The sequence below is a fragment of the Mycobacterium gallinarum genome (assembly GCF_010726765.1).
Lineage (GTDB): Bacteria > Actinomycetota > Actinomycetes > Mycobacteriales > Mycobacteriaceae > Mycobacterium > Mycobacterium gallinarum.
In genome coordinates this window covers 4,496,894-4,522,635 of sequence record NZ_AP022601.1, presented here as the reverse complement: position 1 = coordinate 4,522,635, position 25,742 = coordinate 4,496,894, and the positions used below count along the sequence as shown (strand labels likewise).

The window sequence follows — 25,742 nt, the reverse complement described above, 5'->3', positions numbered from 1 at the left end:
ACCTTTCCGAAAGCGATTCGAATGACCTTGGAGCAGCTGTATCTGATGCTGCTCGCCGGTGGGCTGGTGCTGTTGGCCAGCATCGTCGCCACCCGGGCGGCGAGCCGGGTCGGGCTGCCCAGCCTGCTGCTGTTCCTCGGCGTCGGGGTGATCGTCGGCGAGGACGGGCTCGGTCTGCAGTTCGACAACTACCTGCTCGCCGACCACCTCGGCACCGTCGCGCTGGCGATCATCCTCGTCGAAGGCGGTCTCACGACCCGGTTCTCCGACGTGCGCAAGGTGTTGGCGCCCGCCGGCGCATTGGCGACCGTCGGCGTCGGCGTCAGTATGGCGGTCACCGCCGCGGGAGCCCATCTGCTGCTCGGCATCGACTGGCAGTTGGCCCTGCTGCTGGGCGCCGTCGTGTCGGTCACCGACGCGGCCGCCGTGTTCTCGGTGTTGCGGGTAGTCCCGCTGCCCCGCCGCGTGGCGGGGCTCCTCGAGGCCGAGTCCGGTTTCAACGACGCCCCGGCCGTCATTCTCGTCCTGATGTTCAGCGTGACGCCGCTGGAACTGTCCGCCGGGCACGCGCTGATTGACATCGTCTACGAGTTGGTGGCGGGTGCGGCGATTGGGTTGGGCTGCGGATTTCTGGGCTCAATCGCGCTGCGCCACATCGCACTTCCCGCATCCGGGCTGTATCCGTTGGCGACCTTCGGTTTCGGCATGGTCGCGTTCGCCGCCGCCGGAAGCGCCCATGCCAGCGGATTCCTGGCCGCGTATCTGGCGGCTGTCGTGCTTGCCAACACCGGGCTGCCCCACCGCGCGGCTACGCGGTCGTTCGCCGAAGGGCTCGGCTGGCTGGCGCAGATCGGCCTGTTCGTCCTGCTCGGACTGCTCGTCGATCCCAGCGATCTGGGTGCCGAGTTGGCGGCGGGGATCGTCATCGGTCTCGTCCTGCTCCTGATCGCCAGGCCCGTGTCGGTGTTTGTCTCTTTGATCTGGTTCCGGATTCCGTGGCGCGAGCAGGTGTTCATCTCGTGGGCGGGTCTGCGCGGTGCGGTGCCGATCGTGCTCGCGACGTTCCCGATCGTCGGAGGCGTGCCGGACAGCATCCGCATCCTCAACATCGTGTTCATCCTGGTGGTGGTCTACACCCTGGTGCAGGGGCCGAGCCTGCACTTCCTCGCGCACCGTTTGGGTCTCATCCCGAAGGAAGCCACCCGTGAGCTCCAGGTCGAGGCGGCACCGCTGGATGTGCTCGACGCGGAGCTGCTGACGATGACCGTGCAGGATCCGTCCCGGCTGCACAACGTGACGGTCCTGGAGCTGCGGTTGCCCGACCCGAGCGTGATCACCTTGATCATCCGCGACGGCCACACGTTCGTCCCGCAGCCCGATACCCGCATCGCGATCGGCGACGAACTGCTGATCGTCACCACCACCAAGACCAGGGCCGCGGCCGAACGCCGGCTGCGCGCGGTGAGCCGACGGGGCAAGCTGGCGCACTGGTTCGGCGAATTCGGTGAAACCGAATAGACGGCCGATTCGGCGAAGTCGAATAAAAGGCCGGAGCCGGCGAAGTCGAATAAAAGGCCGGAGCCGGCGAATCGGACTGACGGTTGACCCCCAGGAATCCGGACTACGCTGGGTCTACGTGAGATTCGCATTCAAGACTTCCCCGCAGAACACCACGTGGTCCGACATGCTTGCCGTCTGGAAGGCCGCCGACGACATCGAGGTCTACGAGTCCGGCTGGACCTTCGACCACTTCTATCCGATCTTCTCCGACTCGACGGGGCCGTGCCTGGAGGGCTGGGTCACGTTGACCGCGCTGGCCCAGGCAACACAGCGGCTGCGCGTGGGTGTGCTCGTCACCGGCATCCACTACCGTCACCCCGCCGTGCTCGCGAATATGGCTGCGGCACTGGACATCGTCTCCGACGGCCGCCTGGAACTCGGCATCGGCGCCGGGTGGAACGAAGAGGAGTCCGGGGCCTACGGGATCGAACTCGGCTCGATCAAGGAACGCTTCGATCGGTTCGAGGAGGCGTGCGAGGTGCTGACGAGCCTGCTGTCCAAGGAGACGACGACGTTCGACGGAACGTTCTATCAGCTCAAGGATGCTCGCAACGAGCCCAAGGGCCCCCAGCAACCGCACCCGCCGATCTGCATCGGCGGCAGCGGCGAGAAGCGCACCCTGAAGATCACCGCCCGCTACGCGCAGCACTGGAACTTCGTCGGCGGTCCGCCGCAGGAATTCGCCCGCAAGCGCGATGTGCTCGCCGGGCACTGCGCGGATATCGGCCGGGATCCCACGGAGATCATGCTGTCGGCTCATGTCCGATTGGGCGAGGACCGTGATTACGGCAGGGTCGTCGAGGAAGCCGCGGCGCTGGGCGCGGAGGGTCTGGACTTGGCGATCATCTACCTACCACCGCCGTATGACCCCGCCGTTCTCGAGCCGCTCGCCAACGAGATCAGGGCGTCGGGACTGCTGAGTAGCAAAGATTAGCGGCGATAACGGAAAGATAACGATTCGGCAAAGGGTGAATCACGACACCGGGGGCGCGGCCGCCGGGCGGTAACGGAATTCGCTAGACGCCGAAGCGGACCAGTTCGTCGGCGGTGATCAGGCGCTCGGCCTTGGCCGGGAACTCGCGGCTCTTCAGGGGATGACGGAACAGTGACCAGGCGATTCGATTCACCCGTGACCGAGATAGCGGGTTGAGGTACACAGTCATAACTCCTGCGTCGATACCGATAGCTGCTCGGGGCCTTACCCTAGCGCAATGCCCTCATGAAGTCATTAGATACCGGCGAGTTGGCAAACGGTGCGAGGCGCGCCGAAAAATCATCTGATGTTTCTGATGTGGCTGATGTTGTTTTTGTGACTCGATTTCTAGGCCTAAACGGACCGCAGAAAGACGTCATCGAGGGTCACCGTACGAAGCCTTCGCGCACGGATGATGTCGACGAGTTGGCCGTAGACATTCGTCACCGGCAGGTGGTTGAGATGGCCGATGACGATCGCCTGCGGCGTGAAGTAGGCCTGTGCCATCTTCACGATCTCGGCCTCGGGGATCACGTTCTGGTCCTCGAGAGTCCCCGACCACAGCGTGTCGGTCGTGTAGCCGAGATCGCCGGCCACCTTGTCGACGTGTGCGTTGCGCGCACCGTAGGGCGAACGGAAGTAGGGCCGGACGTCGACACCGTAGGTCTTCCACAGGAAGTCGTGATTGTGCCGTAACTCCTCTGCCACAGCGACTAACGGAAGTCTCGTCATGTTCGGATGTGACCACGTGTGGTTGGCCAGTTGTATCTGGCCGTCGTCGACCATCGGCCGCAACAGGTCGACGTGGTCCATCCACGCCGGATAGATGCCGTTGACGAAGTACGTCAGCCGCACGCCGGTGTCCTTGGCGAACTGGGTGTACGCCCGCACCACGTCGCTGTTCACCCCATCGTCGACCGTCAGGGCCAACAGATCTCCCGCACCGGGCAGGCTGCTCAGGACACCGCCGGGCAGCTGAATGCGCGCCGCGCGCGGCGGCGGCGGCAACAGCTCCGGTGAGGTCGCGGCGACCTGTTCAGATGCGGCGACAACCTCTCGTTGTGCGCCGAAGCTGCACCGGCTGAGGCCGACTCCCGACAGCGTGGCGACGGACAGGGCCGCGATGAAGTGCCGCCGGGTCAGTTCGGTGCCGGCGTAAGGGAGGCGGTACCGCCCTGGCATCGGAACAACTGTCCCGCGAGCCGGGCCCAGAACACGCGTATTGCAGGGCGTGTCGTCGGACTAGCGCTGCGGAACCGCCGTCGGCTTGATCGGCGCGGGCAGCGCGGTGTCGCCCATCAGGTAGCGGTCCACACCGGCGGCCGCGGCCCGCCCCTCGGCGATCGCCCACACGATGAGCGACTGGCCGCGGCCCATGTCGCCGGCAACGAAGACGCCGGGCACCGTTGTCGCAAAATCCTTGTCACGCGCGACGTTGCCCCGTTCGGTGAACTCGACACCGAGCTCGGTCAGCAGCCCCTCACGCTCGGGACCGACGAAGCCCATAGCCAGCAGCACCAGATCGGCCTCGAGCTCGAAGTCGCTGCCGTCGACCTTCTCGAACTTGCCGGCCTTCATCTCGACCTCGTGACCGCGCAGATGCGTGACCCGGCCGTCGGCGCCGAGGAACTCTTCGGTGTTGACCGAGTAGACGCGCTCGCCGCCCTCCTCGTGCGCCGAGCTCACGCGGAACATCAGCGGGTACACGGGCCACGGCGTGCTGTCGGCACGCTGCTCCGGCGGGCGCGGCATGATCTCGAACTGGTGCACGCTCTCCGCACCTTGGCGGTGCGAGGTGCCCAGGCAGTCGGCACCGGTGTCGCCGCCGCCGATGATGATCACCTTTTTGCCCTTGGCGGTGATCGGCGGCTCGCCGTCCTCGCCCAGGACGTCATCGCCCTGCTGGACACGGTTGGCCCACGGTAGGAACTCCATCGCCTGATGGATGCCGTCGAGTTCCCGACCCGGGATCGGCAGGTCACGCCAGGCCGTCGCGCCGCCGGCGAGCACCACGGCGTCGTAGTTCAGCCGCAGCTGTGCGACGGTGATGTCGACGCCGACGTTGACGCCGGGCCGGAAATGCGTGCCCTCGGCCGACATCTGTTCCAAACGACGGTCGATGTGGCGCTTCTCCATCTTGAATTCGGGGATGCCGTAGCGCAGCAGGCCGCCGATGCGGTCCTCGCGCTCGAATACCGTCACCGAATGACCCGCGCGGGTGAGCTGCTGCGCAGCGGCCAGCCCGGCCGGGCCGGAGCCGACGACGGCGACCTTCTTGCCGGTGAGCTTGTCCGGTGGCAGCGGAACAACCCAGCCGTTGTCGAAGGCGTTGTCGATGATTTCGACCTCGACCTGCTTGATGGTCACCGGATCCTGGTTGATGCCGAGCACGCAGGAGCCTTCACACGGCGCCGGGCACAGCCGCCCGGTGAACTCGGGGAAGTTGTTGGTTGCGTGCAGCCGTTCGATCGCGTCACGCCAACGGTCGTTGCGGACCAGGTCGTTCCATTCCGGGATCAGGTTTCCCAGGGGGCATCCGTTGTGGCAGAAGGGGATACCGCAATCCATGCAGCGCGTCGCCTGCTCGCGCAGGGTGTCGTGGGAGAAGTCCTCGTAGACCTCTTTCCAGTCGCGAAGCCGCAGCGGGACCGGCCGCCGCTGCGGGGTCTCGCGCGTCGTGTACTTCAGAAAACCACGGGGATCAGGCACCGGCGGCCGCCATGATCGCTTCATCGACGTTCTCGCCGGTTCGCTCGGCCTCGGCGATCGCCTCGAGCACCCGCTTGAAGTCGCGGGGCATGACCTTGGTGAAGTGCTTCACGGTGTTGTCCCAGTCGCTCAAAATACGCTGTCCGACAGCGGAATCAGTGGCATCGACATGCGCTTGGAGCATGTCGCGCAGCCACTCGAGGTCCTCGTCGTCGAGGCATTCCAGTTCCACCATCTCGGAGTTGAGGTTGTCCGGCAGGTTGCCGTCCGGGTCGTAGACATAGGTGATGCCGCCCGACATACCCGCCGCGAAGTTGCGGCCAGTGGGACCGAGAATCGCGATTCTGCCGCCGGTCATGTACTCGCATCCGTGGTCACCGACACCCTCCACGACCGCGTGGGCGCCGGAGTTGCGCACGGCGAACCGTTCGCCCACCTGTCCGCGGATGAATGCCTGACCGCTGGTGGCGCCGAACAGGATCACGTTGCCCGCGATGATGTTGTCCTCGGCGACATACTCGGCGGGTGCCTTGTCGGACGGACGCACCACGATCCTGCCGCCGGAAAGGCCCTTGCCGACGTAGTCGTTGGCATCGCCGTACACGCGCAGTGTGATGCCCTTGGGCACGAAGGCGCCGAAGCTGTTACCCGCCGAGCCCTCGAACGTGATGTCGATGGTGCCGTCCGGGAGTCCCTGGCCACCATAAGCTTTCGTCACCTCGTGGCCCAACATCGTACCGACGGTGCGGTTGACGTTCGCGATCGTTGTCGAGAACCGGACCGGTGAACCCGAATCGAGTGCCTCACGGCACATCACGATGAGCTGCTGATCCAGTGCCTTGTCCAGTCCGTGGTCCTGGCGTGAGCTGCAGTACAGATCCTGGTTCATGAACGCCGACTCGGGCTCGTGCAGCACCGGTGTCAGGTCCAGCTTGTAGGCCTTCCAGTGCTCGGCGGCCTTGGTGGTGTCCAAGGCGCCTACCTGGCCGACCATCTCGTTGACGGTACGGAAGCCCAACTGGGCCATCATCTCCCGCACCTCTTCGGCGATGAACATGAAGAAGTTCTCGACGAACTCCGGCTTGCCGTTGAACCGTTGGCGCAGCACCGGATTCTGAGTCGCCACACCGACAGGGCAGGTGTCGAGGTGGCAGACCCGCATCATGATGCAGCCTGACACCACCAGAGGTGCGGTGGCGAAACCGAATTCCTCGGCGCCGAGCAGCGCGGCGATGACGACGTCGCGGCCGGTCTTCAGCTGGCCGTCGACCTGCACGACGATGCGGTCACGAAGTCCGTTGAGCAGCAACGTCTGCTGGGTCTCGGCCAGGCCGAGCTCCCATGGCGCACCCGCGTGCTTCATGGACGTCAGCGGCGTCGCGCCGGTGCCGCCGTCGTGGCCAGAGATCAACACGACGTCGGCGTGCGCCTTCGACACACCCGCCGCGACGGTGCCGACACCGTTCTCGCTCACCAGCTTCACGTGCACGCGTGCCTGCGGGTTGGAGTTCTTCAGGTCGTGGATCAGCTGCGCCAGATCCTCGATCGAGTAGATGTCGTGGTGCGGGGGCGGCGAGATCAGCCCCACGCCCGGTGTCGAGTGCCGCACCTCGGCCACCCACGGATAGACCTTGTTGCCCGGAAGCTGGCCACCCTCACCGGGTTTCGCCCCCTGGGCCATCTTGATCTGGATGTCCGTGCAGTTACTCAGGTAGTGGCTGGTGACCCCGAAGCGGCCGGATGCCACCTGCTTGATGGCGCTGCGGCGCCAGTCTCCGTTCTCGTCGGGCTCGAAGCGCTGAACGGCCTCGCCGCCCTCGCCCGAATTCGACCGTCCGCCAAGGCGGTTCATCGCGATCGCCAGCGTCTCGTGAGCCTCGGCGGAAATCGACCCGTAGCTCATCGCACCGGTGGAGAACCGCTTGACGATCTCGCTGGCCGGCTCGACCTCGTCGAGCGGCACGGCCGGACGCTGCCCGTCCTTGAACTTCAGCAGGCCACGCAGCGACGCCATCCGCTCGCTCTGATCGTCGATCAGCTGCGTGTACTCCTTGAAAATCGAGTACTGGCCGGTGCGGGTGGAGTGCTGCAGCTTGAACACCGTGTCCGGGTTGAACAGGTGGTACTCGCCCTCGCGGCGCCATTGGTACTCGCCGCCGACCTCGAGCTCGCGGTGTGCCCACTCGTCGGGGCGGTCCAGATACGCGAGCGCATGCCGGGTGGCGACGTCGTCGGCGATGTCGTCGAGGTCAATGCCACCGACGGGGCACGTCAGCCCGGTGAAGTACTCGTCGAGCAGCTGCTGGCTGATGCCAATGGCCTGGAACAGCTGCGCGCCGGTGTAGGACGCCAGCGTGGAGATGCCCATCTTGGACATCACCTTCAGCACGCCCTTGCCCGCCGCCTTGACGTAGTTGGCTTTGGCCTGGTCGCTGGAGATGCCGGAGATCACGCCGCGGTCGACCATGTCTTCGATCGACTCGAACGCCATGTACGGGTTGATCGCGGCCGCGCCGAAGCCGACCAGGCAGGCCATGTGGTGCACCTCGCGGGCGTCGCCCGCCTCGACGACGAGCCCGACCTGGGTGCGGGTGCGGTCGCGGACGAGGTGGTGGTGCACGGCGGACACGCTGAGCAGTGACGGGATGGGCGCCATCTGCTCGTTGGACTCGCGGTCGGACAGCACGATGATGCGCGCACCGTCACGGATGGCCGCCGATACCTTGGCCCGGACGTTGTCGAGCGCCTCCTTGAGCCCCTGTCCGCCACGGTTCACCGGATAGAGACATCGAATGACGGCCGCGCGCATGCCGTGCTTGTGGCCGCGGATCTCGTGGTCGGGGTCGACGCACATCAGCTTGGACAGTTCGGCGTTGCGCAGGATCGGCTGCGTCAACACGATCTGGCGGCAGGAGTCGGCATTGGGGTTGAGCACGTCGCCCTCGGGGCCGACCGTGCCCTGCAGGCTGGTCACCACCTCTTCGCGGATGGCGTCCAGCGGTGGGTTGGTGACCTGGGCGAACAGCTGCTGGAAGTAGTCGTAGAGCATTCGGGGTCGCTGGGACAACACGGCGACGGGCGTGTCGGTGCCCATCGAGCCCAGCGGCTCGGCTCCGGTGCGCGCCATCGGGGCGACCAGCAGGTTCAGCTCTTCGTACGTGTAGCCGAAGGCCTGCTGCCGCAACACGACCCGGTGGTGAGGCATCCGCACGTAGTCGCCGGCGGGCAGGTCTTCGATCTTGAAGAGGCCGGCGTCCAGCCACTCCTGGTACGGGTGCTCGGCGGCGAGTTCGGCCTTGATCTCCTCGTCGTCGACGATGCGGCCCTGCGCGGTGTCGACGAGGAACATTCGGCCGGGCTGCAAGCGCATCTTCTTCACGACGGTCGACGGGTCGAGGTTCAGCACGCCGGTTTCCGACGCCATCACCACGAGGCCGTCCTTGGTGACCTCGATGCGCGACGGCCGCAGGCCGTTGCGATCCAGCACGGCGCCGATCACGGTGCCGTCGGTAAAGGTCATCGACGCGGGGCCGTCCCACGGCTCCATCAGGGAGGCGTGGTACTCGTAAAACGCCCGCCGGGCAGGATCCATCGACTCGTTGCGCTCCCACGCCTCGGGAATCATCATCAGCACCGCGTGCGGCAGGCTGCGGCCGCCGAGATGCAGCAGCTCGAGAACCTCGTCGAAGCGCGCGGTGTCCGAAGCGCCTGGCGTGCAGACCGGGACGATCTTGTCGAGCCCGTTCTCGCCGAACACGTCGGTGTTGATCAGGGCCTCGCGGGCCCGCATCCAGTTCTCGTTGCCGGTGACGGTGTTGATCTCGCCGTTGTGGGCGATCCGCCGGAACGGGTGGGCCAGCGGCCACGAGGGGAACGTGTTGGTCGAGAACCGCGAGTGCACGATGCCGAGCGCGCTGGTGAGCCGGTCGTCCTGCAGGTCGAGGTAGAACGCCTTGAGCTGCGGGGTCGTCAGCATGCCCTTGTAGACGAAGGTCTGACCGGAAAGGCTTGGGAAATAAACGGTTTCGCGTCCCGGTCCGTCCTGTCCCGGGCCTTTGGTGCCGAGTTCGTGCTCAGCGCGTTTGCGCACGACGTAGGCGCGGCGCTCCAGGTCCATGCCCGAGGCGCCGGCCATGAAGACCTGCCGGAACGTCGGCATGGCGTCGCGGGCCAGGGCCCCCAGAGACGAGTCGTCGGTGGGCAGGTCGCGCCACCCCAATACCTCGAGACCCTCGGCCTCGGCGATCTTCTCCACGGCTTCGCAGGCGGCGGCGGCGTCCTTGGACGACTGAGGCAGGAAGGCGATGCCGGTGGCATAGCTGCCGTACTCGGGCAGCTCGAAGGAGGCTCCCTGGTCCTTCAGCACTGCACGCAGAAACTCGTCGGGGACCTGCAGCAGGATGCCCGCACCGTCACCGGTGTGGGGTTCGGCGCCCTGGGCGCCGCGGTGCTCGAGGTTCACCAGGGCGGTGATCGCGGCGTCGACGATGGTTCGGCTGCGGCGGCCGTGCATGTCCGCGACCATGGCCACGCCACACGCGTCATGCTCGAACGCGGGGTTGTACAGCCCTTGACTGCTGGGCGCCATTCCCACCTACCCTTTTCCGAACGCCGAGCGAGGATTCCGCCGGCCAACCAATTCGAGGACGGCCGCTGGCCGTTTCAGCGAGGGCGGTTCCTTCGTGCAGCACTGAACGACGGCCCAATTCCCACTCGCCACAAGTGGACAAAACGATATGACAAACTCGGGTTGACATGCCAACTTAGGCGGGCCTAAGTAGAGTGATCCGGCCATTTCGTCGCACGGGCGAATCCGGCGCTGAATCTTGGCGAGAGACATTGCCGCCCTTTCTATTTCGAGATCAAGCGGGCGCGCCAGCCAGAATGCGAAGTGCCGCGTCGCGTGCGGACCCTTCCGTCTGGAGTTTGCTGTAACCATAGTACGCGGAGTTTATCTGGCATTATCCTGCCGAACTGGTTTGCAGAAAGCCTAGCCAGATTCTTAGAGAACAGACCGCACGCTGGCCTGCGGCCGGAGGTCCAGTCGGCGCAGCAGTTGGGCGTTGGCGGCCACCACCACGGTCGACGCAGACATCAAGATCGCACCCACCGACATCGGCAGCACAATCCCGATAGGCGCCAAAATGCCCGCCGCGAGCGGCACCGAAAGCAGGTTGTATCCCGCTGCCCACCAAAGGTTTTGCTTCATCTTGCGATAGGTCGCCTTGGACAGCACGATCACCGAGAGCACCGACCGCGGGTCAGAGCTCGCGAGGATGACCCCCGCCGATGCGATCGCCACGTCGGTGCCCGCGCCGATCGCGATGCCGACGTCGGCCTGTGCCAGCGCCGGGGCGTCGTTGACACCGTCGCCGACGAACGCGACGCTTAGCCCCTCGTCCTGCAACTCCGCGACCTTGGCCGCCTTATCCCCAGGTCGGACGCCCGCGAAGACCCTGTCGATGCCCAGTTCGTCGGCCACCGAGCGCGCCACCGACTCGGCGTCGCCTGTGATCATCACCACCTCGATGCCCAGCTTGTGCAGCGCGTCGACAGCCTCGCGGGACTCCGTACGCACTTCGTCGGCGAGCTTGAGTGCCCCGACAACGTCGTCGTCGACCAGCACGTGCAGCACGATCGCACCGTCGTCGCGCCACGGCACCACCGCGGACAACTCATCACGACCGGCCTCGGCCAGTAGCCGCGGCCCGCCGACGCGGACCCGGTGCCCATCCACCATCGCCGCCACTCCGACCGCGGGCGACGAGCTGAAATCCGACGACCGCGGAACCGTCAAACCGCGCCTGCGGGCGGCCTCGACGATCGCGCGGGCCAGCGGGTGCTCGGAGTCGGCCTCCGCGGCGGCGGCCAATGCCAGCACCTCATCGTCGCCGCGGCCGGTCGTCGCGATCGCGGTGACGGTCGGCTCTCCCTTGGTCAGCGTCCCGGTCTTGTCGAACAGCACCGCGCCGACGGTGCGCATGCTCTCCAGTGCCAGCCGGTCCTTGATCAGGACACCGCCGCGGGCCGCGCGCTCGGTCGCGATCGACACCACCAGCGGGATCGCCAGGCCCAGCGCGTGCGGGCAGGCGATCACCAGCACCGTGATGGTGCGCACCACCGCCTCGTCCGGCAGGCCGATCAGGCTCCAGACGACCGCGGTGACGACGGCGGCGCCCAGCGCGAACCAGAACAGCCAGCCGGCCGCCTTGTCCGCCAGCCGCTGCGCGCGCGACGACGAGTTCTGCGCCTCGGTGACCAGGCGCTGAATTCCGGCCAGCGCCGTGTCGTCGCCGACCGCACTGACCGTGACGCGCAGTCCGGAATCGGTGGCGACCGTCCCCGCGATCACGTGGTCGCCGACGCCGCGCCGCACCGGACGCGATTCGCCGGTCACCATCGACTCGTCGACGTCCGCGGATCCGTCGACGATGTCGCCGTCGGCGGGAACACTGCCACCGGGCCGGACCAGCACGACATCACCCACGCGTAGCTCGGACGGCGCGACCGTCTCTGTTGTCCCACCCACCACGCGTTCCGCCTCGTCCGGCAGCAATGCCGCCAGTGAGTCCAACGCCGAAGTGGTCTGCGCCAGCGATCGCATCTCGATCCAATGGCCCAGCAGCATGATCACGATCAGCAGCGCCAGCTCCCACCAGAAGTCGAGCTGGTGATGCAACACACCGAGGCTGGCACCCCACGACGACACGAACGCCACCGTGATGGCGAGGCCGATCAACAGCATCATTCCCGGTGCGCGCGAACGGATCTCGCTGACCGCACCCGTCAGGAACGGCTTGCCGCCCCACACGTACATCACCGTGCCCAGCACCGGGGACACCCACTGGGCTCCGGGGAACGTCGGCACGGCGTAGCCCAGGATCATCGCGAACATCGGTGACAGCGCGACCGTCGGGACGGCGATCACGAGCATCACCCAGAACAGCCGCCGGAACGCCGCGACGTGCCCGCCGTGCCCGGCATGCGCGTCGTGGCCTTCGTGACCCGCGTGGGCCTGATGTTGCGTGTGGTCTACCTCGGTCATGACGGCAGTCTATACCCCTAGGGGGTATATAGCCACCCCCTAGCCGTCACGCTGGACAGCGATGTCTCACCCGTTGAACACCCCACTGGGCCGCTTCGGCATCGTCACGTCCGAAGATGGTCCCGACGGCTGCGTGGCGTCGATACCGGCAGGCGAGATGGTCAACCCGCTCACCGGCACCCTCACGATCGCGCCGCTGGCCATGCTGGTCGACCACGTCGGCGGTCTGGTCAACCACCGCCGCCGAGGCCCAGGCGAGTGGACGGTGTCCAGTGAGCTGTCGTTCGACGTCCGCCCCGACGCGGTCGACGTCATCGCCGAAGACCCAGGCGAGCCGGTCACGGCGACGTCGAAGCCGTTCGCCGCCAAGAGCGACGTCGGGCTTGGCCTGTGCGAGTTGTCCCATCGCGGCATCACGCTGGCCACCGCCACGGTGCGGTCCTTCTTCATCAGCGCGCCGGCGCACATCGGCGAATTTCCCGACGGACCAACGGGTCCCCTGCCGCCCGGTTCCCTGGCCGACCGGATGGCGGTTCGAGTCGCCGAGAGTGGTGGTTCGGCCAAAGCCCTCCAGCAGTTGCCTGATCCGGTACTCAACAACAGCCTCGGCATCGTGCACGGCGGGGTGTCGGCGATGGCACTCGAACTGGTGGCGTCGGCGGCAGTCAACGCAGGCCGCGACTATCGGCCACTGCGTACCGCATCGCTGCGGGTGAATTTCATCCGACAGTTCTTCAGCACTCGGGAAGGCGGCCCCGAATCACGTTATGTCGGAACGGCTTTACGAGTAGGCCGGCGTAGCGGCATCGGCGAGGCGAAAGCCATCGGGCCCGACGGCGAGGTGGCGATCGTCGCGCGCCTCACCGCCTACGCCTAGCCACGAAATCCGCGGTTTGTAGCGAAAGTTCGAGAAGACCTCCACAAAACTCCGATTTCGACGCAAGCATGTGGATATGTCTTCCACACCCCAGAGCTCGAGCCTTCACGCCACCTCATTGACCGCCGGCGAAGTCGTCGAGCAGAACGACCTCGGGTCCATCACGCGAGTCACCGCCGACACGTTTCCGATCCTGTCCGGCATGTCGATCAAACGGATCGTCGTCAATCCCGGCGCAATGCGCACACCACACTGGCATGCCAATTGCAACGAGCTCACTTACTGCATATCCGGCACCTCGCTGGTGTCGGTGCTCGACAGCTACAGCAAGTTCTCCAGCTTCACCGTCGGGGCAGGCGAGATGTTCCACATCGACTCCGGGTCACTGCATCACATCGAGAACATCGGAGAGGAGCCTGCCGAGTTCATTCTCGCGTTTCGCAGCGAGCGGCCCGAAGACTTCGGTCTGGCAGCGTCTTTCGGTGCGATGACGGACGCCGTACTCGGCAACACCTATGACCTGCCCGCCGCTGACTTCACGAAGATGCGCCGGGACACCACCGATCGTAAATTCGCCGCGCGCGCAGGCGATCCGGACGTTCCGTCAACTGCTCGGTTCGACGATCCGCACAAGTTCGCCGTCGAGGCGCAGAGTCCGGCCATCGGTGTCGCAGTCGGTTCTGCCCGGCTGGCGCGGTCCCAGTACTGGCCGGCGCTGAAGGATTTGTCGATGTACTCGCTGCGCATCCGCGAGGACGGTATGCGTGAACCGCACTGGCATCCCATCACCGCCGAAATGGGCTACGTCCACAAGGGAAACGGTCGGATGACCGTGATGGACCCCGACGGCTCGGTCGACACCTACTACCTCAAGGAGGGCGACGTCTACTTCATCCCGCGCGCCTACCCGCACCACATCGAGGTGGTGGACGCCCCCGACATTCATTTCGCGATCTTCTTCGACCAGCCCATGCCCGGTGACATCGGGTACCGCGCATCGGCGAGCGCGTACTCGCGCGAAGTGCTGGCCGCGACATTCAACATGCACATCGACGATCTCCCGGCATTCCCGTTCACCAAGACCGACCCGCTGATCGTCAATCGCTGCAATCCCGTCGACGCGTGAACGGCGAAGCTCAGATCACGGTGCGGTGCCGTTGACGTCCGTCGCGGCACGATTTGGCCACGACGGCCACTGGCAACATGGCCGCCAACGGTTTCGGCGAGCACTCACCGGGCGGCTACTCCCTGGCCGCGGTCCTGATCATCGAGGTGGTCCTGGCACCGATGCAGCTCTGGGCGTTCTGGTTGGCGCCGCTGGTCGGTGCCGCCATCGCAGGCATCGCCTACCCGTTCCTGTTCGGCAGGAATGAGGAACTGGCCGACCGCCCGGTGCGCGACGACGCCCTCGAGGAGTCAGCCACCACGTAGCCGCAGGTCACCCGAATTCCCCCCTGTTCAGGGGCCCTTGGAAGTCTTTAGAAACCTCCAAGTGCGTGTTCGTTAACTCTCCCCATCAACGGTCAGGCAGATCGTTCGGCCAACCGACGAGAAGGAGAGGAGATACCCGATGAACACGCTTCGCGCACTCAACCCCTGGTACATGCCCGGCCTGGGCGATTACCTGCACCGTTCGGCAATGCAGGGCCACACCCCCGAGCTGTTCAACAACCTCGCCATCTTGTTGAACGCCGCGCCGGCCACCGTGCCCTGGATCGAGGCCGCGTGCGTCGTCGGACTGCTCCTCGTCGCCATCCACCGGTTGATGCGCACGGGCCGAATCGCCGCCGCGTTCCGGCACTACCTGTGGCGGACCGTTGTCGGCTGCTCCGGCGGACTGACGGTGATCGGCCGCTGGCGTCACGAAGGTGGCTGCATCCTCGTCGCCAACCACAGCTCTCACGCCGACACGGCTGTTCTCCTCGCCGCGCTGCCGCCCAAGGCGAAGCCGGTGTTCGTCGCGGCCGCCGACTACTGGTTCGACGTTCCGGTGCGCCGGTTCGTGCTGACCAACCTCGCAGGTGGCCTTCCGGTGCGACGTTCGGGCGGCTCGTCGTATGCCGCGCTGGTCGCAGCGGTCAAACCCGCGCTCGCGGCGGGTCGAACTGTCGTGATCTATCCGGAGGGCACCCGCAGCACCGACGGCAACATCGGCGAGTTCCGTTCCGGCGCCATCCATTTGGCAAAGGAATGCGGTGTGCCGGTCATCCCGGTTGCGCTGCTGGGCACCGCCGACGTGCTGCCCAAGGGTGGGCGCCTGACACCCAGCCCGATGGAGGTTCGGATCGGTGAGCCGATGGACCCGGCCGCTATCGCCGCGCAGGATTTGCGGCGCGAGGTCTTGGCATTGCGCAACGGGCGTCGCACGCGGACCAATACAGGCACGCTGCGACTCGTGCAGGACCGCCTCGCGGTCGCTCAGCGGGAACCGCAGCGTGCATCCATGGCGAGCGCGGCGTAGCGATGGACGGACTCTACGCACTGAAGCCCTGGTACACCCAACGGCTTCGGATCTTCCTGCAGCGCGCCGAGATTCAGGGCACCTCACCGGATTTCTTCACCGCGGTCGGCATTTTCGGCGCAGCAGCGGCGGCAGTCAGCATCGCGGCCGGCTGGTGGCCACTGGCGGTGTTGTGGCTCGGTGTCCGGCTGGCCGGGGCGAACCTCGACGGCGCGGTCGCGCGGGCCAGGAAGGTCTGCCGTCCGTGGGGGTTCGCACTGAATGAAATCGGCGACCGTGCCTCGGATCTGCTGATGTTCGCCGGACTCGCGGTCTGGGCGGCATCTCAGGGCGGCCCCGGCATGAACTGGCTGTCCTGGCCGGTGATCTGGGTCCTTGCCGCCGCGCTGGCGGCGACGCTGCCGACCTTCGCCTCACTCGCCGCCGCAGGGGCGGGCGCGACACGGCGCAACGGCGGGCCCTTCGGCAAGACCGAACGCTGCCTCGCCGCCATCGTGGCCGCTGCGGCACCGGCCGCCATCCCGGTGGTCGGCGCGGTGATCGTCGTCGGGTCGATGATCACCGCCGCCCTACGGCTGGCAGCAGCACACCGCGAACTCACCACAGCCGCAACGTAGACCGACTACACGCCCAGGGCCGGTCCGATGGTGGTGTTCCAGGACTCCTGCATCTCGGACTCGAACAGACCCCACGTGTGGGAGCCTTCAGGCCGAACGATGTAGGTGATCGGAATGCCTGCTGCGGCAGCGGCATCGGCGAACACGCGCGTACTGTCGGCGACAATGCGTTCGATCAGTCCACCGGTGAAGTTGGGCCCAAAGCCCTCGGGCAGCCGGTCGACGGCACCGACCCCGCCGCTGGCCGAGGCCGCTGCATACACCGCGACGCCCTGCAGCTTGGCGACGTTCTTGGAGGGGTCATGGGCAATCCACAGCGGTCCGCCCGGCGGGCCCCACATCGCGTCTGCGCTGGCGCCACCGCCCAACAGTGACATGCTGACCTGCTGCGGTTGATCGGCCGGGTTCAGCAGACCGCTATAGGAGCCGACCGCCCGATAGACGCCCGGCGCCTGGATTGCGTAGTCGACCGCGGTGCCCCCGGTGCTCGACAGGCCACCGACCGCGTTCACGCCGTTGGTGTTGTACTCGGCGTTGATCAACGGTGGCAGTTCGGAGGTCATGTAGGTCTGGTACTGCTTGCCGGCGTCGGCGACCCAGTTGGTGTACCAGCTGAACGCGCCACCGAGCGGGGAGACGACGTTGACGTTCTTCTCGGCGAAAAAGCCTTGGACATCGGTCATTCCGAACCAGCTCTTGGTGCCCGGGGCCCAGTTGCCGCCCGGATCCAGATTGTCGCCCCCGTCGATACCGGGCAACAGGTAGAAGGTCGGCGAGTTCGACGTCGGCGACTTGAACACGTCGTTGACGATCACCTTGTTCATCGAGGGCGAGTACACCGAGACCTTGTCCCAGCGTTCGTTCACATGCTCGATACCGGTGATATGCGCACCTTGTCCCGGCGAGCCGGCGGGCTGGGCAACAGCCACCGGAGCCGAAACCAACGACAGAACGGAGAAGAGTGCCGCGGCCATCCCGCGAACACGACTCATCAAGATCACCGGCTGATTATGGGTGCGACGCAAACGTTCGGCAAGAATTGGCCGCAATCGCCGCGTGTCGTCGTGGAACTCGTTACTTTTGCTAATCACCTGTCCGCGTTGAGGTTTCGGACCCGTCAACGCCAACTCGCCGCCGCACAGCACCGTGCGGCGGCGAGTTTGGAACAGGCCGCTACTTGGCTGCGGCCTTCTTCTTGGCGCGGCTGGCGGCCGCCTTCTCGGTCTTGGCGCCCGCGTTGGACAGCTGACCGCCCGAGTTCTCCAAGTGCGCCCGAACGAACCACTGGAACTTCTCCAGCTCGCCCGCCTGGCTGATGAACAGGTCCTGGGACACCAGGTCGAGGTCGTCGAGGCGGTCGATGCCCTTACGCAAGTCCTCGATCACGCCGGTGTAGACGAGGTCCAAGGCGGCCAGGTGCGCCTGCACCGTGTCGCGGCCTACCGAGTAGTCGTCCCACGTGCGGTCCTTGATGATGGCGCCCGGCGTACCTTGGGGCGACTTGCCGAGTGCGGCGATGCGCTCGGCGACGTCGTCGGCGTACCCGCGAACGAGTTCGACCTGTGGGTCGATCATCTCGTGCACGCCGATGAAGTTCGGCCCGACGACGTTCCAGTGGATGTGCTTCAAGGTCAGATGCAGATCGTTGTACGCGCTGAGCGCCTTCTGCAGAATTTCGGCCACCTCGGCGCCCTGCTTCTCGGAGAGGCCGGGAATGGTGAACGTAGTCATCAGTAGCTCCTTCGCATGATTGACCGTCTCGCGACGTGTACCCGCGGGCTACCGGACAAAACCGTGCGTGGAACACACGTCACATATCGGCAAGCTTTGGAATCGGCATCCTCGGGCCGAACCGCGGATTTGACGCCAGACCACTGACTTGCAGCAGGCGAACCGCCCGGTGGCGGTGCGGGCGCAGCGGCTCGAGCAGCTCGACCATCGCGGGGTCGTCGATGGGATGGCCGAGCAGACTCCAGCCGACCATCTTGGCCAGGTGGTAGTCGCCGACCGACAACGCGTCGGCATCGCCGAAGGCGCGCTGCGCCGTCTCGGCCGCGGTCCACTCGCCGACGCCGGGTAGCGACATGAGCGCGATACGGGCCTGCTCCGTCGGGCGGGCCGCCAGGCGCTCCAGCGAGTCGGCCCGCTGCGCGCACCCGACGATCGTGCGGGCACGGCCGGGGTCGACGTTGGCGAGGTGAAACTCCCAGGAGGGGATGCGCCGCCACACCTCGGCCGGTGGTGACACCCGCATGTGTGCGGGGGCCGGCCCGGGTGCGGGTGCGCCGTATTTCGTGACGAGTTTTCTCCACGCCGCACGGGCGTCCTTGCCGTAAACCCGTTGTTCGAGCACCGCCGGGATGAGCGCTTCCAGTACGCGGTCGGTGCGGCCCAGCCGCAGATGCGGAACCCGCCGATGCGCGGCGGCGATGGTCGGCTCGACCGGTTGGAAGCCCGACGAGTCGTCGTCGCGTCCGAGTTGGGTAGGTAGCGATTCGGCGAATTCCCGTGCGCCGCCGCCCCATGCCTCGCAGTCAACGGTGTCGCGCGCTGATTTGGTGAGACGCGCGGTGACCGGTCCGCTGCGCATGAGGCTGGTGCGCCAGATCGCCCCGTCGCGGGCGTCGTGATAGCACGGGTCGGCGCGGCCGCGGCGCAGCGGTGACAGCGTCAACCCCGGCCCGGCCGGGCCCGCGAGAACGACACTGCACTCGACGCTTCGCACCGCCTCAGACTAGGTGACGGAGACGACAGCCTTGTCCGGGTAGAAAGCCACATGTCCGGCGATCGCGCCCACCGCGGGGTAGGGCTCGAGGTACGTCCAGATCGCGTCCTCGACGGTGTCGCCGGATCCGGTGACGACGTGGTGATAGCTCGCCACGCCCTTGAACGGGCAGTACGTCTCGGTGTCGCTGTCGCGCAGCGCGGACTGCACGACGTCGGCCTTCGGGATGTACTGCACGGCGGGATACGTCGACTCCTGCAGGGTCAGCGCATGGTCGGTGTCGGCGACGACCTCGCCGTTGATGCGAACGGTGACGTGCTTGCCCGTCGGTTCGACGGTGATCGGATGGGCAGCGGTTGGCTGGAGTACGGGGCGATCGCTCATGACAGGACCAACGTGGCAGTACCGCTCAGGATTCCGGTATCGCTGGCTACGATTCGCGACATGAGTGCACACGGTCCCGCCTCCGCTGAGGCCTCAACAGACATCGCGGCCGAGCCGGCGACGGTATACGCGCTGATCACCGACCTTCCCACGCTGGCGACGCTGGCTGAGGAGGCCACCGAGATGGTTTGGCACAGGGGCGACCGCGTCGCACCGGGGGCCGTCTTCAAGGGCCGCAACCAGCAGGGCAGCAAGAAATGGACGACGACCTGCACCGTGACCGACGCCGAGCCGGGGCGCGCGTTCGCGTTCGACGTGAAGAGTCTTGTCATCCCCGTCGCGCACTGGCGCTATGACATCACCGCGACCGACAGCGGCTGCACCGTCACCGAGCGCACCTGGGACAAGCGGCCCGGTTGGTTTCGCACACCGGCGGGCATCGCGACGGGCGTACGTGACCGCGACACGGCCAACGCCAAGCACATCAAGTTGACCCTGCAGCGGCTGAAGGAGCGCGCCGAACGTTAGTGGGGCCTGCCGGCGATCTTGTCAGCCACGACGGCGATCGGTGACGTCGTCTTGCGCCCGTGAGACTCGTGCCAGTCGGCGGCCTTGTAGGCCGTGTACATGCCGCGCACGCCCAGCCATCGCAACGGCTCGGGTTCCCAGTCACGCGATCGGTGCCCGACCCACGGCAGGTCGGTGAGCGCCGTCTGCCGTCCGAGCACCAGGTCGGCCAGGGTGCGTCCGGCCAGGTTGGTGGCGGTGACGCCGTGGCCGACGTAACCCCCCGCCGCGCCCAATCCCGTTGCCTTGTCGAACGTCACGGAGGCCTCCCAGTCCCGCGGCACGGCAAGCACACCGCACCAGGCGTGTGCGACGGGGACACCGCGGGTCTGCGGTAGCGCCGAATGCAGTACCGAGGTGAGATGGTCGATGGTGCGCTCGGGGACACTACCGTCGATGTCGGTGCGCGAACCGAAGCGATACGGCACGCTGCGGCCGCCGATGGCGATGCGGTCGTCCACGGTGCGCTGGGCGTAGAAGAAGCCGTGCGCGGTGTCGCCGAGCGTCTCGCGGCCCTCCCAGCCGATGGTCTCCCAAATATCCTGCGGGAGCGGCTCGGTCGCGATCATCGAACTGTTCATCGGCAACCAGCGCCGCTTCAGCCCCGGCAGCGACGCTGTGAAGCCTTCGGTCGCGCGCAGCACGACGGGTGCGCGCACCTTGCCCAGCACGGTCCCCACCCGTCCCGCGCGCAGCTCGTTGACCGGCGACCGCTCGTAGAGATCGACCCCAAGCCGCTCGACGGTGTCGGCCAGCCCTCGCACAAGCTGGGCCGGCTGGACGCGTGCGCAGTGCGGGTTGTGGTAGGCCGACACGACGCCGTCGATCTGAATACGTTGTGCCAATTCATCTTTCGTCAACTCTGCGATGCCGTCGACCTTCCAGCTGAGTTCCTCGGAGACTTCGGCCGCCAACCTCGACGCCTGCGCGCGGTTGCGCGCGACGTGCAGCGTTCCGCCCTTGACGATGCCGGCCTCGATACCTTCGCGGCCCGCGACGTCGATGACTTCGTCGACCGACTCGTTGAGGGCCTGCTGCCAGGCCAGCACACGGTCGCGTCCGTAGAGCTTCGCCATCCGGTGTCGGTCACCGGGCACCAGGCCGGACAGCCAACCGCCGTTGCGGCCCGACGCGCCGAACCCGGCGAACCGTGCCTCGAGCACCACGATGCGCAGCGACGGATCGGCCCGCTTCAGGTAGTACGCCGTCCACAGCCCGGTGTAGCCGGCACCGACGATGCACACATCGGCGTCGCGATTGCCCGGCAGCGCGGCACGCACGGCCGGAAGTTGCGGGTACCAATTGGAGATCCGGCCGTTGATCGTTTGGGTCACCTCTTGATTCTGGCAGGACGTGCCAGCGGGGTTCTGTGTCGCGGCTGCGAAATTGGTGTCCGGACCACGTCCTTCGCCATGCGATGCTGGAAGACCGGTCATGGAACAGAAAGGGCGACTTGATGCGTCAGCACCAGTGGGCGAGTTCGGGGAGTGTGCGCGGACGGACGCGAGTCGCGCTCGCGTTGTCGTCGGCAGCTGTCCTCGCAATCGGGACGGCCTGCGGCGGCGAGTCAGCGGCCCCCACCGAGGAGTCCACTGCCGAGGCGTCGGCCACGTCGACGTCGAGCACCCCGCCGCCACCGCCGACGCCGGCGCCCGTCGCCGCCGCCAAGCTCCCGGAGTTGCTGCCGAGCCTCGAGGAGCTCAAGACCATCATGGACAATCCGCAGTTGATCGAGGGGCCGAACTCCACGGGTGTGGCGGTACCGGATCCCAGCCAGCAGGTGTACGAGCCGGAGAACTGCGCCAGCTCCTTCAGCGGCGGCGCGCCGCCCGCCTACGAAGGCACCGGCTACCGGAAGTTCCACGGCGCCAGCCAAGTCCAGTCGCCGACCCCATCGCTGATGCTCGGCGAGTCGGTGGTCACCTTCGACAGCGCGGCGGCCGCGCAGCGCGCCCTGGCCAACTACGTCGAGCAGTGGCGCCGCTGCGCGAACAAGCAGTTCGTGTGGAAGATGATTGTGCAGGGCCAGCAGGCGGCGTTCACGCTGGGCGAGCCGGTCGACGCCGGAGGTGGCGTCACGTCATTGCGCAACGTCAACGACAATTCGCCGGTCGCCGTCACCCGTGCCATCGCGGCGAAGAACAACGTACTGGTCGATGTGCAGATCATGGGCAGCAACCTGGCCGAGCAGAACGTGACGATCGCCAACCGGATCTTGGAGAAGATCCCGAACTGAGCGCTGGCTATCCGCCCAGCATCAGATACTGGGCCGCGATCTGCTGATGGGCGTTGTTCAGGTCGCGGGCAACCGCTTTGAACGTGTACCGGTCGTTGGTGCCCACGCACCAGTGCCTCGCTAGCAGTGATTCCGCGTCTTCCGTGCGCAGACAACGGCTGCCCGCGAGGCCCGGCACCTCGGCGGCGGCTTGGCCCGCCTGGCGCGCCACGACGTCGTCACCCAGTACCTGCGCGAGCTGCTGCGAGGCGGCGGCGTCGCGCGCCTGGTATACCGTCGTCTGGCTGATCGCCACGGTGTCGACCCCGGCGTCCTGCATCGCCGTGCCCGCCTCAATCGGGTTGTCCTCCAACTGTATTGCCCCTGCCGGGTCATAGTCGGCGTCCGACATCGTGTCACCCTGCCCGGGCTTGATCGATACGGTGCGGGCCAGCAGACCCGTCGGGTCCTGCGGCAGCGCCGCCAGCGGCGCCGGCTCGGTGCGCACGAATGTGTCGATCAGGGGGCCCTGCAGATCGAGGACGCGGCCCGCCAGTTCGGCGGCCCGTTCCGGCGTGGCGAACTGGACCACCTGGATCAGTGCGTACGGCCCACGGGAACTGACGACAGTCAGCTCGTCCACGGTGGCCGTGCCCTCGAGACGCTTCATCAGCGCGCCGGTCGCCTCGGGGTGACCCGGAATCGGCACCGGGCGGATCGGTTCCGTCATGGCCGCGCTGGCGCCACCGTCGACGATGTTCAACGCCCCAGAGGCCAACCCTTCGGCCGCCTCCGTTGCGGTCTGCGGAAACGGATACTGCAGAACCGCATTGCGCAGCAGCGTCGCGTCGCCCGGATTGGCTGACGTCCGTTCACTGACGAAGCCGGCGACCAGCGGCAGCGAGGGGAACCTGGCCAGCATCGCCGGCCAAACCACCTGCACGACTTCGTTGCGGCGCTGCAGGACCTTTGCCGGTGACGCCCCGATCTGGGTGAGCGCGGGGTCGACCTGCCACGGCCCGACCACGAAGCCGGCCATCCGCCTGCCCTCGACAAGCTGTCCCGCCTCATCGGTGCCAGCCTGTCCCAGGGGCGGCCGCGGTGTAGTCGGATAGGAGCCGGGGTCGAGCGCCGACGGATCGACCGTTGGTGCCGTCGACTGCACCGCGGTGCCGTCGACGGTGCTAGCACACGCGCCCAGCAGCAGCGCGACCGTCAACGCCGCCAACGCGATTCGCACTACCGCACACCGCTGGGCATGCAGACGCGCCATCCGTCCTCGCGGACCAGCTTCAAGTCGAGGGTCTTGCGGCCCAGCAGTTCGTTCTGGGCATCGACGTTCGCCGTCGCTTCGTCCCCGAGGATCTGCACGCTGTTCACGGTCATGGTCGTCAAACCTTGATCGATACGGGTTTTCTTCGTCATGTCCATGACCGGGCCGGTGTACTGGGCCCGCCACGACGGGCACATCAGCTCAAGATAGGCGTCCCAGTTCTGCGTGTTGTACGCCTGCTGAAAGGCCATGACCGTCTCGCGCACCTGGTCGTCGTCGGACGGTGCGGTGGTCGTGGTCGTGGTGGTGGCCGCAACCGACGTCTGCGTCGACTCCGTGGTGCTCTCCTGGGCGACGGGAGCCTCGCCGCGTGAGCACGCTGCGCCCATGAGAACCGTGACAAGCATCGCTCCGATGACCGCGGATACTTTACGTGACGCCATTGACGGCAAACCTCCTCGCTGAGAACAGTTTTCGATAGGTTCCGGTAGTCACTGTTGCCGGGGCACCTTGTTGGCGGTGGCGGTGATCAAGGCCCCGACATCGCCGGTGCCCGGCGGTCGGCATTGACGGATGTCGATCAGCACGTTGCCACGGGTCGATATGCCGTGCTGGCAGACCGCGTCGCCGGCACTGGAGGTCGCGTCCAACACGAATGCGCCTGCGTTGTTGGTGGGCTGCCCGAACGTCCACTGCAGCGGCGGCTCGCCCGCCGGGGTGATGGTGACCGTCTTGCCCGCGCAGGCCTCCCAGTCCTGCCGCTGCAACTGCAGCGAGATGCCGGCGCCGCTCGGATCGGGGAACGACACCACCGCCTGGATGACGCTTTCCTGGGTGATCTTTCGGTACAGCGCACGTAGCGTTTGCACCGCGACCCCGGCGATGCGCGTCTGGCTGTAGACCGGCTGTTGTGCCGGCGCCCATGCACCCAGGCACTGCTGATTGTCGATGGTTGCCGAGTCGTTGAGGAGTTCGGTGCCGTCTGATTCGAGGACCACCGCGGTCTCGCCGGTGTTGCCCGGAATCTCATTGCCGGTCAACAAGATCGAGCGTAGTCCCGAAACCGGCACGTCGGTGGCCGGCGGCCCTCCGACGGTGGTCGGGACATCCCCCGATGGCAATCCGGCCTGCGGGTTGCTGGTGGACGTCGCCTCGTCGGACGGCCACGCCACCACCGTCACGGTGGCGGCGACCAACATCGCCACCGCGGCTGCCGCACCGATGACCACCGCGCGCCGACGGCGCCGCGGTGCGACAGGCACCGGAGTGGACGGCCCAAAGCCCGGTCCCGACTGACCCGGTGGCGGTCCGCCGGGCATCCAGGGCGTGCCGGAGTCTGCGCGCGGGTACGAGCTGACCTCTGCGCCAGATACCGGCGCCAGCAACGTCGGGTTCTGTTGTGCACGTGGGTCATACAGCGCCGCCCCGGCGGCGGCCGCCAACGCACTGGCCGAACCGAACCGCTGCCTCGGATCCTTGGCCATCGCGACGGCGATCACCTGGTCGAGCGCCGGCGGCAGCGACGGCACCACATCGGTGACCCGCGGTGGCGGTTGCTGCAAGTGGGCCATCATCGTGGCCGCCGGCCCATTGGCTCCCGAATACGGTGTCTTGCCGGTCAGCAGCCGATACAGGGTGCAGCCAAGTGAGTAGATGTCAGCACGGCCGTCGAACTGCATGCCCGACAACACCTCTGGGGCGGCGTAGGCGATGGTGGCCATGACCGACCCGGTGGCGGTCAACCCGACGTCGTCCAGCGCGCGGGCGATGCCGAAATCGCCGAGTAGCACCCGCTCGTTGGCGTCGGCAGGTCCCGACAGCAGAAAGTTGGCCGGTTTGATATCGCGGTGCACGACGTTACGGCTGTGCGCGAAATCCAGTGCCTTGGCGACCTCGGAGACGATGTGCACAGCACGAGGCGGGGTCATCTTGCCGTCACGCAGTGCGGCGTCGGCGTCGGTACCGTCGACGAACTGCATCGCGATCCACAGCTGTCCGTCGTCGGTCTGGCCCCGGTCGTACACCGACACGATCTGCGGGTGATCCAGCGATGCGGCCACGTCGGCTTCGCGCGTGAAGCGCGTCCGGAAGTCGGGGTCACGCGAGAGTTCTCGGGACAACACCTTGAGCGCGTCGCGCCGGGGCAAGGTCGGATGTGCGGCCAGGTAGACCGAGCCCATTCCGCCGGCGCCCAGTTCCCGCTCGATGCGGTAGCCGCCCACCATCGAGCCGTTGGTCAGCACTGGCGGGCCCCTCGATGCTCATCTATACGGATTCCCCCAGCCGCATTCACGCTCAGCAGTATCACGTACGGCCGCGGATGGCGTCCTCGCACC

Annotated in this window: 21 protein-coding genes and 1 pseudogene; 9 read left to right on the top strand and 13 right to left on the bottom strand. The window is 66.7% G+C overall.

Going from position 1 to position 25,742, the window contains the following annotated elements:
- The first annotated feature begins 21 nt into the window (after positions 1-21).
- Both G6N42_RS22310 and G6N42_RS22305 read left to right on the top strand, forming a co-directional pair.
- The gene (locus G6N42_RS22310) at positions 22-1,518 is read left to right on the top strand and encodes a potassium/proton antiporter (RefSeq protein WP_163732978.1); all 1,497 of its coding nucleotides are present in this window, start codon (positions 22-24) and stop codon (positions 1,516-1,518) included.
- A gap of 118 nt (positions 1,519-1,636) precedes the next feature.
- On the top strand, positions 1,637-2,494 hold the full coding sequence (locus tag G6N42_RS22305) for an LLM class F420-dependent oxidoreductase (RefSeq protein ID WP_163732974.1): 858 nt from the start codon (positions 1,637-1,639) through the stop codon (positions 2,492-2,494).
- An 82-nt stretch (positions 2,495-2,576) separates the two neighbouring features.
- Here the strand turns inward: G6N42_RS22305 and G6N42_RS22300 are convergent, their stop codons facing one another.
- From G6N42_RS22300 to G6N42_RS22280, 5 genes are all read right to left on the bottom strand, one after another.
- A complete protein-coding gene (locus tag G6N42_RS22300; RefSeq protein ID WP_163724419.1) occupies positions 2,577-2,723 on the bottom strand; it encodes a hypothetical protein in 147 nt (48 codons plus the stop codon).
- 164 nt (positions 2,724-2,887) lie between these two features.
- Complete coding sequence (locus G6N42_RS22295) at positions 2,888-3,676, bottom strand: polysaccharide deacetylase family protein (protein ID WP_163737994.1); 789 nt, start codon at positions 3,674-3,676, stop codon at positions 2,888-2,890.
- Between the two features lie 99 nt (positions 3,677-3,775).
- Entirely contained in the window at positions 3,776-5,242 is a 1,467-nt protein-coding gene (locus G6N42_RS22290) for a glutamate synthase subunit beta (RefSeq protein ID WP_163732971.1), read from the bottom strand.
- Positions 5,235-9,830, bottom strand: coding sequence for a glutamate synthase large subunit (gene gltB, locus G6N42_RS22285; protein WP_163732969.1), 4,596 nt, complete (start codon positions 9,828-9,830; stop codon positions 5,235-5,237). Before gltB ends, G6N42_RS22290 begins: the two co-directional genes overlap by 8 nt.
- 414 nt (positions 9,831-10,244) lie before the next feature.
- The gene (locus G6N42_RS22280) at positions 10,245-12,287 is read right to left on the bottom strand and encodes a heavy metal translocating P-type ATPase (protein WP_163732965.1); all 2,043 of its coding nucleotides are present in this window, start codon (positions 12,285-12,287) and stop codon (positions 10,245-10,247) included.
- A gap of 61 nt (positions 12,288-12,348) precedes the next feature.
- On the opposite strand from G6N42_RS22280, the gene G6N42_RS22275 reads away from it, so the two are divergent.
- The 5 genes and pseudogenes from G6N42_RS22275 to G6N42_RS22255 all read left to right on the top strand — a co-directional run bounded on the left by G6N42_RS22275 (position 12,349) and on the right by G6N42_RS22255 (position 16,242).
- Complete coding sequence (locus G6N42_RS22275; RefSeq protein WP_163732963.1) at positions 12,349-13,164, top strand: PaaI family thioesterase; 816 nt, start codon at positions 12,349-12,351, stop codon at positions 13,162-13,164.
- 76 nt (positions 13,165-13,240) lie between these two features.
- Positions 13,241-14,290 carry a cupin domain-containing protein gene (locus tag G6N42_RS22270; protein WP_163732960.1) on the top strand — a complete coding sequence of 350 codons (1,050 nt, stop codon included), beginning with the start codon at positions 13,241-13,243 and terminating at the stop codon, positions 14,288-14,290.
- Between the two features lie 62 nt (positions 14,291-14,352).
- A pseudogene (locus G6N42_RS22265) lies at positions 14,353-14,595 on the top strand (aquaporin Z); the annotation flags it as partial.
- Between the two features lie 139 nt (positions 14,596-14,734).
- Entirely contained in the window at positions 14,735-15,625 is an 891-nt protein-coding gene (locus G6N42_RS22260; RefSeq protein ID WP_232076256.1) for a lysophospholipid acyltransferase family protein, read from the top strand.
- Between the two features lie 2 nt (positions 15,626-15,627).
- A complete protein-coding gene (locus G6N42_RS22255) occupies positions 15,628-16,242 on the top strand; it encodes a CDP-alcohol phosphatidyltransferase family protein (protein WP_163732957.1) in 615 nt (204 codons plus the stop codon).
- Positions 16,243-16,247: 5 nt separating this feature from the next.
- On the opposite strand, the gene G6N42_RS22250 is transcribed toward G6N42_RS22255, so the two are convergent.
- From G6N42_RS22250 to G6N42_RS22235, 4 genes are all read right to left on the bottom strand, one after another.
- Positions 16,248-17,234 carry an alpha/beta hydrolase gene (locus G6N42_RS22250; RefSeq protein WP_232076665.1) on the bottom strand — a complete coding sequence of 329 codons (987 nt, stop codon included), beginning with the start codon at positions 17,232-17,234 and terminating at the stop codon, positions 16,248-16,250.
- Positions 17,235-17,415: 181 nt separating this feature from the next.
- On the bottom strand, positions 17,416-17,973 hold the full coding sequence (locus G6N42_RS22245) for a Dps family protein (protein ID WP_163732950.1): 558 nt from the start codon (positions 17,971-17,973) through the stop codon (positions 17,416-17,418).
- A gap of 79 nt (positions 17,974-18,052) precedes the next feature.
- Positions 18,053-18,967 (bottom strand): DNA-3-methyladenine glycosylase family protein, encoded by a 915-nt coding sequence (locus G6N42_RS22240; protein ID WP_163732947.1) that lies wholly within the window; start codon positions 18,965-18,967, stop codon positions 18,053-18,055.
- A gap of 9 nt (positions 18,968-18,976) precedes the next feature.
- Positions 18,977-19,351 (bottom strand): DUF427 domain-containing protein, encoded by a 375-nt coding sequence (locus G6N42_RS22235; RefSeq protein ID WP_163732943.1) that lies wholly within the window; start codon positions 19,349-19,351, stop codon positions 18,977-18,979.
- 60 nt (positions 19,352-19,411) lie between these two features.
- Between G6N42_RS22235 and G6N42_RS22230 the strand changes: the two genes are divergently transcribed.
- On the top strand, positions 19,412-19,879 hold the full coding sequence (locus G6N42_RS22230) for an SRPBCC family protein (protein ID WP_163732940.1): 468 nt from the start codon (positions 19,412-19,414) through the stop codon (positions 19,877-19,879).
- On the opposite strand, the gene G6N42_RS22225 is transcribed toward G6N42_RS22230, so the two are convergent.
- On the bottom strand, positions 19,876-21,252 hold the full coding sequence (locus tag G6N42_RS22225; RefSeq protein WP_163732937.1) for an NAD(P)/FAD-dependent oxidoreductase: 1,377 nt from the start codon (positions 21,250-21,252) through the stop codon (positions 19,876-19,878). The two genes, G6N42_RS22230 and G6N42_RS22225, sit on opposite strands and share 4 nt — an antisense overlap.
- 122 nt (positions 21,253-21,374) lie before the next feature.
- Here G6N42_RS22225 and G6N42_RS22220 point away from each other — a divergent pair, with 122 nt between their 5' ends.
- Complete coding sequence (locus tag G6N42_RS22220) at positions 21,375-22,154, top strand: sensor domain-containing protein (protein ID WP_163732935.1); 780 nt, start codon at positions 21,375-21,377, stop codon at positions 22,152-22,154.
- 7 nt (positions 22,155-22,161) lie between these two features.
- Here G6N42_RS22220 and G6N42_RS22215 read toward each other — a convergent pair whose 3' ends face one another.
- From G6N42_RS22215 to G6N42_RS22205, 3 genes are read right to left on the bottom strand one after another with little or no spacing between them, the layout of a single operon-like run.
- Entirely contained in the window at positions 22,162-23,373 is a 1,212-nt protein-coding gene (locus tag G6N42_RS22215; protein WP_163732932.1) for a DUF7373 family lipoprotein, read from the bottom strand.
- The gene (locus G6N42_RS22210; RefSeq protein WP_163732929.1) at positions 23,373-23,849 is read right to left on the bottom strand and encodes an Rv0361 family membrane protein; all 477 of its coding nucleotides are present in this window, start codon (positions 23,847-23,849) and stop codon (positions 23,373-23,375) included. Before G6N42_RS22210 ends, G6N42_RS22215 begins: the two co-directional genes overlap by 1 nt.
- 48 nt (positions 23,850-23,897) lie before the next feature.
- A complete protein-coding gene (locus G6N42_RS22205) occupies positions 23,898-25,631 on the bottom strand; it encodes a serine/threonine-protein kinase PknH/PknJ (RefSeq protein ID WP_174262282.1) in 1,734 nt (577 codons plus the stop codon).
- Positions 25,632-25,742 lie beyond the last annotated feature (111 nt).